Origin of the sequence: Mesorhizobium sp. M7A.F.Ca.CA.004.12.1.1 (assembly GCF_003997835.1) — a bacterium.
Classification (GTDB): Bacteria; Pseudomonadota; Alphaproteobacteria; order Rhizobiales; family Rhizobiaceae; genus Mesorhizobium.
The window spans coordinates 1-10,122 of record NZ_RZRK01000143.1 but is presented as its reverse complement, the minus strand read 5'-3'; the positions used below and the strand labels follow the sequence as shown (position 1 = coordinate 10,122).

The window sequence follows — 10,122 nt, the reverse complement described above, 5'->3', positions numbered from 1 at the left end:
AAATGGGTCGGCGTCGCCGCGCGCAGCACGGTCTTTGCCTATAACAAAACCAAGCTGACCGCCGACCAGCTGCCCAAGTCGATGCTTGCCCTCGCCGATCCGAGCTGGAAGGGCCGTTGGGCCGCCTCCCCGTCGGGCGCCGATTTCCAGGCCATCGTCAGCGCCCTGCTCCAGCTCAAGGGCGAAGCCGCTACCGCCGACTGGCTGAAGGCGATGAAAACCAATTTCACCGCCTACAAGGGCAACAGCACGGTGATGAAGGCGGTCAATGCCGGCGAGATCGAAGGCGGCGTCATCTATCACTATTACTACTTCGGCGATCAGGCCAAGACCGGCGAAAACAGCAAGAATGTCGAGCTGCACTATTTCAAGAACCAGGATCCGGGCGCCTTCGTCTCGATCTCCGGCGGCGGCGTGCTGGCCTCCAGCAAGCATCCCAAGGAAGCCCAGGCGTTCCTGAAATGGCTGACCGGCAAGGGCGGTCAGGACGTGCTGAAAACAGGCGACTCCTTCGAATACGCGGTCGGCAATGGTGCGGACTCCAACCCGAAGCTTGTGCCGCTCGCCGATCTGCAGGCGCCGAAGGTCGATGCCACGACGCTGAACTCCAAGAAGGTCACCGACCTGATGACGGCAGCCGGCTTGCTTTAGTTGCCATTCGTCCTAAAAGGACACCCGACCACGCTCCCGCGGGAATTCGCCTTCCGCGGGAGTGATTTTGTTTTTCGAGATGGCATTCGTCGATGACGACACGCTGTGTTCCCGACCGCGATCGCGGTCCTTCAATTGCTGCCGCTGGACGGCAACGGCACGGCGTCTGACCTGATGCAGTCCGCGGTCGATCTCGCGCGTTCGGGCCTGCCTTCGGGCACAGGCCGAAGGGCCCGGCGACGCGCACCGCTTTGGCTGGTCCTCGCCGCCATCTTCGTTGCGCTGCTGGCGCTGGTGCCGCTCGCCTTCATCATCTGGATCGCGGTGCAGACCGGCTGGGAAACCGTCGCGGCGCTGGTCTTCCGGCCGCGTGTCGGCGAGCTTCTGGTCAACACTGTCCTGCTGGTCGCGCTCTCGGTGCCGATCACCATCGTGCTGTCGGTTGCGCTGGCCTGGCTGACCGAGCGCAGCGACCTGCCGGGCGACCGGATCTGGTCCTGGCTGTGCGTGGCGCCGCTCGCCATCCCCGCCTTCGTCCACAGCTACGCCTGGATCACCATGGTGCCGGGACTGCACGGCCTGTGGGCCGGCGTGCTGGTTTCCGTTATCGCCTATTTCCCGTTCCTGTATCTGCCGGTGTCGGCGGCATTGCGCCGTCTCGATCCCGCCCTCGAGGACGCCGCCGCCGCACTCGGCCTTGGACCCCGACGCGTGTTCTGGCGGGTCGTGCTGCCGCAATTGCGGCTCGCCATCTGCGGCGGCTCGCTGCTGGTCGGCCTGCATCTGCTGGCCGAGTACGGCCTCTATGTCTTCATCCGCTTCGACACCTTCACCACGGCGATCGTCGACCAGTTCCAGTCGACCTTCAATGGACCGGCCGCCAACATGCTGGCCGGCGTGCTGGTCAGCTGCTGCTTCGTGCTGCTCGGCCTCGAAGTGCTGGTGCGCGGCGAGGAGCGCTATGCCCGCGTCGGCTCGGGTGCGGCGCGCCATCAGCAACGCGCAAGCCTCGGGCGCGCCACCATTCCGAGCCTGCTCTTGCTTGTCGTCACCACGCTTTTGGCGCTCGGCGTGCCGTTCGTCACCATCGGCGGCTGGCTTGTCGCCGGCGGCGCCGCTGTCTGGCGCCTGGACGAGATCGGCCTGGCGCTTGGCCAGACGCTGTTCCTGGCGCTCGCCGGCGCCTTGCTCGCCACCGTCGCCGCCATGCCGATGGCCTGGATCTCGATCCGCGCCCCGGGGCCATTGCAGCGCCTGCTGGAGGGCTGCAACTACATTGTCGGCTCGTTGCCGGGGGTTGTCATTGCACTGGCGCTGGTCACCATCACGGTGCGCATCGCGCTGCCGCTCTATCAGACCCTGTTCACCATCCTGGTGGCCTATGCGCTGATGTTCCTGCCACGCGCGCTGGTCAGCCTGCGGGCGTCGATCGCGCAGGCACCGGTCGAGCTCGAACGCGCCGCTTCCAGCCTCGGCCGCCCGCCGCTGCAGGCGCTGTGGTCGACGACGATCCGCCTGTCGGCGCCGGGTGCCGCGGCCGGCATGGCGCTGGTGGCGCTCGGCATCATGAACGAACTGACCGCCACCCAGATGCTGGCGCCGAACGGCACCCGCACGCTGGCGATGGCGTTCTGGTCCTACAGCGGCGAGATTGATTATGCCTCCGCGGCACCTTACGCCTTCATCATGGTGGCGATGTCGCTGCCCTTGACCTGGCTGCTCTATGTCCAGTCGAAACGGATGGCCGGACGATGAGCTTTCTCGAAATCGGTGGCTTGCACAAGCAGTACGGCCCGGTGGCCGCCCTTGCCGGCGTCGACCTGAACGTCGCCAGCGGCAGCCGCACGGCGATTGTCGGTCCTTCCGGCTGCGGCAAGACGACCCTGCTGCGGCTGATTGCCGGCTTCGAGGCGCCGGACCAGGGGCACATCACGCTCGACGGTACGATATTGGCCAATGGCGGCGCTGCGGTGCCGGCATATCGGCGAGGCATCGGCGTGGTGGCGCAGGATGGTGCCCTGTTTCCGCATCTGACCATTGGCGACAATATCGGTTTCGGCATGGGTCGCGGCGAGGACAAGCGCACCGAGCGCATCGTCGAGCTCGCCTATATCGTCGGGCTGGACAAGGCGATCCTCAAGCGCCGCCCGCACGAGCTCTCCGGCGGCCAGCAGCAGCGCGTGGCGCTGGCTCGCGCCATGGCGATGAAGCCCCGGCTGATGCTGCTCGACGAGCCGTTCTCGGCACTCGATACCGGCCTGCGCGCCTCGATGCGCAAGGCGGTGGCCGAGCTTCTGGAAGCTGCCGGCATCACTACCATCCTGGTGACGCACGACCAGGCCGAGGCGCTGTCCTTCGCCAGCCAGGTCGCGGTGATGCGCGACGGCAAGTTCTCGCAGATCGGGACGCCGCGCGAGCTCTATCTCAAGCCGAAGGACAGGATGATCGCCGAATTCCTTGGCGACGCCATCATCCTGCCGGCCAAGATATCGGATGGATTCGCCAACTCGCCCCTCGGCCGCATCGCGGTCGACACCAATGACAGCCGCGATATCGCCCGTATCATGCTTCGCCCGGAGCAGATCGCGCTGAAGAGAACGTCGCGCGAGGGCATGTCCGGCACCTCGGACATGCTGTTCGGCGAAGTGACGGAATCCGAATTCGCCGGCTCGATGTGCACGGTCGCGGTGCGGCTCTTGAACAATGCCGATCCGCCCGATGCGGCCGCGATCGGCAACACGCCGCTGGTCCTGCGCAAACCGGGCATGGACGCGCCGGCGGTCGGCGAGATCGTCCGGCTGACCGTATCGGGAAAGGCGCATGTCTTCGCCTGAACACCGTATGCTGGAGCAATTCTAGGAAACTGTGAAGCGGTTTTCCGTCTGGAATTGCGTCAAAACAAAGAGTTAGAGCAGCTCGCCGTTTCCGTGAAACGGTGAAACGCTCTGGGCATCTTTTGGATTAGCCGACGCGCTTTCCTGCCTGATCGAACCAGTGCAGCTTTTCTGCCTTGGCAACCACGCGCAATTGGTTGCCAACCGTGGCGGTGGCGCGACCCGCGACACGCACGACGATACGGTTGCCGCCTGCCGCACAGTGAAGGAAACTTTCGGCGCCTACCGGTTCGACTGCCTCGACCAGCGCCGGCAGGACGAGGGCGCCGGGCGGCGCCTCCGCATTGAAGGTGACGTCGGCATCCTCGGGCCGAAAACCGAGGGTCGCAGCTCTTGCCTCCCGAGGTGCGAAAGCGATCGCCGTGCCGTCTGCGAGCACCGCGCCCGAGGCGCTTTCGGTCAGTGCCAGGAGATTCATCGGCGGCGCGCCAATGAAGGAAGCGACGAAGGTCGAGGCCGGCCTTTCATAGATGTCGAGCGGCGCCCCCATTTGCTCGACCAGTCCGCCGTTCATGACGACGAGGATGTCGGCCAACGTCATCGCCTCGAGCTGGTCATGCGTGACATAGACCGACGTGACGCCAAGCGAGCGTTGCAGGTTCTTTATCTCGACGCGCATCTGGCCACGCAATTTGGCATCGAGATTGGAGAGCGGCTCGTCGAACAGGAAAACCCTCGGGTTGCGCACAATGGCACGACCCATGGCGACACGCTGGCGCTGGCCGCCGGAAAGCTCGCGCGGACGGCGGTCGAGCAGCGCCGAAAGTTCGAGTATTTTCGCCGTCGCGCGGACCCGGCTGTCGATCTCATCTTTCGGCGTGCCGCGGTTGCGCAGCCCATAGGCCATGTTGTCGTAGACTTTCATATGCGGATACAGCGCGTAGTTCTGGAACACCATGGCGATGTCCCGCTCGGTCGGACCGATTGAGTTTACGATCTTGCCGTCGATCGCAACTGTTCCCGAGGAGATGGTTTCGAGCCCGGCGATCATCCTGAGCAGCGTGGACTTGCCGCAACCCGATGGGCCGACCAGCACGCAAAGCTGCCTGTCGGGAACTGCGATTGAAACGCCCTTCACGGCCTCGAAACCGCTGGGATAGACCTTCTTCACATCCTTCAGATCGACGGTCGCCATCAGCTTCTCACTTTTCGGAATCGACCAGGCCGCGAACGAACCAGCGTTGCATCAGCACCACGACCAGGATCGGCGGCACGATGGCCAGCATCGCTGTAACCATGACCAGGTGCCATTGCGTATCGGCATCGGCGAAGGAGACCATCTTTCTGAGCGCGATGACGATCGTGTTCATGTTGCTGCTGTTGGTGACGAGCAACGGCCACAGATACTGCGTCCAGCCATAAATGAAGAGGATGACGAACAGCGCCGCGATATTCGTCCGCGACAGCGGCAACAGGATATCGAAGAAGAAGCGCCACGGCCCCGCACCGTCAACACGCGCCGCCTCCACCAGCTCACCTGGAATGGTCATGAAAAACTGTCGAAACAGCAATGTGGCGGTGGCGGAGGCGATCAGCGGGATGATCAGGCCGGCATAGGTGTCGATCATGCCGAGATCGACCATCACCTTGTAGGTCGGCAGGATGCGCACCTCGACGGGAAGCATCAAGGTGATGAAGATCAGCCAGAAGAAGGTCATGCGCAGCGGAAAGCGGAAAAATACGATCGCGTAGGCCGACAGGATCGAGATGAAGATCTTTCCCACCGCGATGCCGAGCGCCATGATCGTCGTGTTGAGCAGCAGCCTGCCGACGCTGACGCCGCCGATACGGCCGACACCGCCGAACAGCGCTTCGGTGTAATTGTTCCAGAACTGATCGCCGGGCAGGAGCGGCAATGGCGGCCTGAGGATCGTTTGCAGCGTCTGCGTCGAGGCAACGAACGTGTAGTAGATCGGGAAAGCAACGATCAATATGCCGAGGATCAGCACGGCGTGGGCGATGACGGTGCGGAGCGGTGACTGGCCGATCATCGCTCGCCCTCAGCCGTAATGGACTTTGCGTTCCACATAGCGGAACTGGATGGCCGTGAGCGAGATGACGATGACCATCAGGATGACCGACTGCGCCGCCGAGTCACCGAGGATCAGATTGACGAAGCCGTCATTGTAGACCTTGTAGACCAGCGTTTCAGTCGTCTTGCCCGGACCGCCCCCGGTGACGGCATGGACGATGCCGAACGTGTCGAACAGGGCATAGACGGTGTTGACGACCAGCAGGAAGAAGGTCGTCGGCGCAAGCAGCGGGAAGACGATGGTCCAGAATCGCTTGGTCTCGCCGGCGCCGTCCATGGCCGCCGCCTCGATCAAGGCTTTCGGCACCGCCTGCAGGCCGGCGACGAAGAACAGGAAATTGTAGCTGATCTGCTTCCAGGCAGCGGCGGACACCAGCAGGATCATGGCCTGGGTGCCGTTGAGCAGTGGATCCCAGGCGATGCCGAAACTTCTCAGCATGTAGGCCAGCGACCCGATCGACGGGTTGAAGAGGAACAGCCACAGCATACCGGCGATTGCCGGCGCCACCGCGTAGGGCCAGATCAAGAGCGTGCGGTAGAGACCTTTGCCGCGCACCACCTTCTCTGCCATGACCGCAAGCAGGAGCGCCACGCACATGGCGACGATGGCGGTCGCAAGGGAAAACACCACCGTGACCTTGATCGAGTTCAGGTAGGCCGGATCGGCAAGCACTTTCCTGAAATTGGCGAACCAGACGAACTTGGTCCTCAGTCCGAACGGATCCTGCCTGAGCATGGATTGGTAGAACGCCTGACCGGCCGGCCAGTAGAAAAACACGAGCGTGATGGCCAGTTGCGGCGCCACCAGCAGGTAGGGAAGGATCTTGTTGGGAAACACGACGCGAGGGGTCATGGAGCCACTCCGAGGTGATGAGGCGGGCGGCACGATGTAGCATCCCTCTTCGCCAAGATGGCTTTGACGAGCGTTTCGGATTGGGCATCATCGACCGTTGGCGAAATCGCAAGGGACGGCAAAACTCCCCTCGCCGAGGGGAGATGCCTGGCAGGACAGGTGGATGCGCCGTAGAGCAAGGACCTGCGCTCGCTCTAATTCCCCAGCGCTTCCTTGATCGCCGCATTGCCACGCGTAACCGCATTGTCGAGCGCCTGCTGCGCGGTTTGCTGGCCGGCGAGCATCTTTTCGAACTCCTCGTTCTGGATATCGCGCACCTGCGGCAGGTTCGGAAGACGTACGCCCTTGGAATTGTCGGTCGGCGCCTTACCCGTCATCTGCAGGATCGGGGTCTCGCGACCGACGTTCTTGTCATAGAAACCGGACTTCTTGGTCGCTTCATAGGCGGCAAGCGTTACCGGCAGATAACCCGACTTCTGGTGCAGGTATTCTTGCACCTCGGTCTTCGACAGGTAGGCGAAGAAGGCCGCGACGCCCTTGTATTCCTCGTCGGATTTTTCAGCGAAAACCCACAGGCTGGCGCCACCCGGCGTCGTGTTCTGCGGTGCGCCCTTGGCGTCGCTGTCATAGGGCAATTGGCCGATGCCGTAATTCATGCCGGACTTGACGATATCGCCAAGGCCGCCGGAGGATTCGGTCATGATCCCGCATTCGCCGGCGAGGAAGATCTGCTTGGCTTCGGAGGTGCGGCCGCCATATTTGAAGGTGCCGTCCTTGGCGAGGTCCGCCAGCGCCTGGAAGTGGTTGACGAAAATCGGCGCATTGATCTTGAGCTCGACATCGCCGCCGGCCAGACCGTTCTGCTGGGTGGCCCATGACACGTCATTCCAGGCCGCGAAATTCTCCAGATGGATCCAGGTCAGCCAGGTCGAGGTGTAGCCGCAGGCGGCCGCGCCGCTCGCCTTGATCTTCTTGGCGTCTTCCCACACCTCATTCCAGGTCTTGGGTGGGCTGTCGACGTCGAGACCAGCCTTCTTGAAGATATCCTTGTTGTAATAAAGGATCGGCGAGGAGGAGTTATAGGGGAAAGAGAGCATGGTGCCGTCCGGCTTCGAATAATAGCCGACTATGCCTGGCAGATACTGGCTCTTGTCGAAGGTCATTCCAGCGCTGGTCAACACATCGGCTGCCGGCTTGATTGCGCCTTCGGCTGCCATCATCACGCCGGTGCCGACGTCGAACACCTGCATGATGTCGGGCGCCTGGCCGGCACGGTAGGCGGCGATGCCGGCATTCAGCGTCTCGGGGTAGGTGCCTTTGAACACCGGAACGAGTTCATAGTCGCTCTGGCTGGCATTGAAATCTTTGGAGATCTTGTCGACAACTTCGGCATTGGCGCCAGTCATGGCGTGCCACCAACTGATCTGCGTGACAGCAAAAGCGGAGGTTGAGGAAAGCAGCATAAAGGTGGCGGCAACACCGGCCGCGAAGCCGAAGGACTTCATGTTTCATCTCCCGTTTGTCATTGGCGAAAGGGGCACTCCCGCAAAGGCAATATGTGTCGCTCATGACAATCAGACAACGGTTTTGTTGCAGATCGACGAACTTCACCCCTTTACCTCACGCCACCTCGCCTCCGCTTGGACGCATGGAAAGCCACACGGTTAGCCGGCTTAGCGCGACGACAAGCGCCAGGAACCACCGTCGGAACTGCCAAGCTGCCTTTCGGGGTGGCAGCCTTGATTGCAGCCGCTGCAACCCGAAGAGACACGCCAAGGTTGCAGGCGACTTTATCGATCCCTCAACGGCAACGCGCTACTCAATCCTGCTGCCCTGTTTATTTCCAAAGATCAGGTGAAATAAAATGCTGACGGTCTACAATTGTATCGTCAACGAACACGATCTGAGACTGGTCGCACTCGCCGCGCTGATCTGCGGAATTTCCTGTTTCTCTGCCGTCAACCTGCTTCATCACATAAGCCGCTCCACCGATCGGAACCGGCTTGCCTGGCTGATGATCGCGGCCACTTCGACCGGCTTCGGCATCTGGGCAACGCACTTCATCGCCATGCTCGCATTCACACCGGGCATACCCAGTGCTTACGATCCCGCACTTTCCGTGCTTTCGCTCGCTGCTTCGGTCACTCTGACGGCAGCCGGCATGTGGATCGCCACCTTGCGGAATGAGTTCGACTATCATCTCGTCGGCGGCGCCGTGCTGGGCGGCGGTATCGCGGCCATGCACTACATCGGTATGGCGGCGTTCGAGGTTCAGGGCCGCATCGAGTGGAACCTGTTGCTTGTCGCCGTTTCCCTTCTGGCCGGCGTGACGCTCGCGGCGCTGGCGCTGCGTGTCGTGCAGCGCCGTCCCTCCTTGAAGGCGACATCCGGCGGCGCGGTGCTGCTGACGCTGGCAATCTGCACCCTGCATTTCATCGGTATGGGTGCCGTCTCGATCTTCCCCGATCCCTCGATCGTCATATCCGAATATACGATCGAGCCGACCTCGCAGGCTTTTGCGGCCGCCGCCGCCACACTGGTGATCCTGGTTCTGTCGGCATCGGCGCTGTGGATCGATTTGCGCTTCCGTCGCCAGAAGCTCGAGGTAGACCGCATGCACGGCCTGGCCAATGCCGCCGTGGAGGGGCTGATCGTCTGCGACGGCCACCGCATCATCAGTGCCAATGACAGCATGGCGACATTGACGGGCATCGCAACAGCGACGCTGAACGGAATGCAGCTTGGCGATCTCTTCGGATCCGACATGTCGGGCTTCGGCGAACAGCCGCAGGAGGCCGAATTGAGCGGCCGCGATGGCACGAGCATTCCTGTCGAGCTGATCGCCAGGAGCATCGACTATTGTGGCAAGCCTCACAACGTGGTCGCGGTCCGCGACATTCGCGAGCGCAAGAAGGCGGAACAGGAGATCCTGCGGCTTGCCCATTTCGATCCATTGACCGGACTGGCCAATCGCCGCAGCTTTTCCGGCCGGCTGGAGACGGAAATCGCTGCGATGGGCCGGACCAGGAAAGGCGGCCAGCTTGCGCTTCTGCTGCTCGATCTCGACCGGTTCAAGGAGGTCAACGACCTGTATGGGCACGGCGCGGGCGACGCCATGCTGCAGAAGGTTGCGCACTGCGTTACCGGCATTCTTCGCCAAGGACAGATGGTGGCGCGGCTGGGCGGCGATGAGTTCGCCATCATCGCGCCGAACCTGACCGACCCGTTGGAGGCGGGCCGTATCGCCAACGCCGTGCTGACCGCCATGCGCGAGGAAAACCGGCTCTCGGTCGGCGGCGGCCTGGTGTCGGCCAGCATCGGCATTGCGCTTTATCCATCGGATGCCGAAAACCAGGCCAGCCTGATAAGCCACGCCGATACCGCGCTCTACCGGGCCAAGACCGAAGGCAAGGACACCTACCGCTATTTCGAAGCTTCGATGGGGGCCGAGGCCCGCGACAAGCGCGTGATGGAGCACGAACTGCGCCAGGCGGTCGCACGCCAGGAGTTCTACCTCGTCTATCAGCCGCAGAAGGAGATCAGCAGCGGGAAGATGGTCGGTTTCGAAGCGCTGGTCCGGTGGCGGCATCCGACGCGCGGCGACGTCTCGCCGAGCATATTCATCCCGGTCGCCGAAGACAGCGGCGCCATTGGCCAGATTGGCGAATGGGTGCTGACGGCCGCCTGCGAGG

Annotated in this window: 8 protein-coding genes; 4 read left to right on the top strand and 4 right to left on the bottom strand. The window is 62.7% G+C overall.

The window, feature by feature from the left end:
* The 3 genes from EN984_RS10295 to EN984_RS10285 form a co-directional block, all read left to right on the top strand.
* On the top strand, window positions 1–651 hold a 651-nt coding region (locus EN984_RS10295; RefSeq protein ID WP_127383730.1), incomplete at its 5' end, for an extracellular solute-binding protein.
* A 174-nt stretch (window positions 652–825) separates the two neighbouring features.
* Window positions 826–2,406, top strand: coding sequence for an iron ABC transporter permease (locus EN984_RS10290; RefSeq protein WP_127328001.1), 1,581 nt, complete (start codon window positions 826–828; stop codon window positions 2,404–2,406).
* Window positions 2,403–3,485 carry an ABC transporter ATP-binding protein gene (locus EN984_RS10285; protein WP_127268506.1) on the top strand — a complete coding sequence of 361 codons (1,083 nt, stop codon included), beginning with the start codon at window positions 2,403–2,405 and terminating at the stop codon, window positions 3,483–3,485. The genes EN984_RS10290 and EN984_RS10285 overlap by 4 nt, the downstream gene beginning before the upstream one ends.
* A 127-nt stretch (window positions 3,486–3,612) precedes the next feature.
* Here the strand turns inward: EN984_RS10285 and EN984_RS10280 are convergent, their stop codons facing one another.
* The 4 genes from EN984_RS10280 to ugpB all read right to left on the bottom strand — a co-directional run bounded on the left by EN984_RS10280 (window position 3,613) and on the right by ugpB (window position 7,935).
* A complete protein-coding gene (locus EN984_RS10280; RefSeq protein ID WP_127268505.1) occupies window positions 3,613–4,680 on the bottom strand; it encodes a sn-glycerol-3-phosphate import ATP-binding protein UgpC in 1,068 nt (355 codons plus the stop codon).
* Window positions 4,681–4,687: 7 nt separating this feature from the next.
* Window positions 4,688–5,536, bottom strand: a complete 849-nt coding sequence (ugpE, locus tag EN984_RS10275) for a sn-glycerol-3-phosphate ABC transporter permease UgpE (RefSeq protein ID WP_127268504.1) — start codon at window positions 5,534–5,536, stop codon at window positions 4,688–4,690.
* Window positions 5,537–5,545: 9 nt separating this feature from the next.
* Complete coding sequence (gene ugpA / locus EN984_RS10270; protein WP_127268503.1) at window positions 5,546–6,430, bottom strand: sn-glycerol-3-phosphate ABC transporter permease UgpA; 885 nt, start codon at window positions 6,428–6,430, stop codon at window positions 5,546–5,548.
* A 194-nt stretch (window positions 6,431–6,624) separates the two neighbouring features.
* On the bottom strand, window positions 6,625–7,935 hold the full coding sequence (gene ugpB / locus EN984_RS10265) for a sn-glycerol-3-phosphate ABC transporter substrate-binding protein UgpB (RefSeq protein ID WP_127269634.1): 1,311 nt from the start codon (window positions 7,933–7,935) through the stop codon (window positions 6,625–6,627).
* A gap of 359 nt (window positions 7,936–8,294) precedes the next feature.
* On the opposite strand from ugpB, the gene EN984_RS10260 reads away from it, so the two are divergent.
* A partial coding sequence (locus EN984_RS10260; protein WP_164765427.1) for a diguanylate cyclase occupies window positions 8,295–10,122 on the top strand: 1,828 nt, incomplete at its 3' end.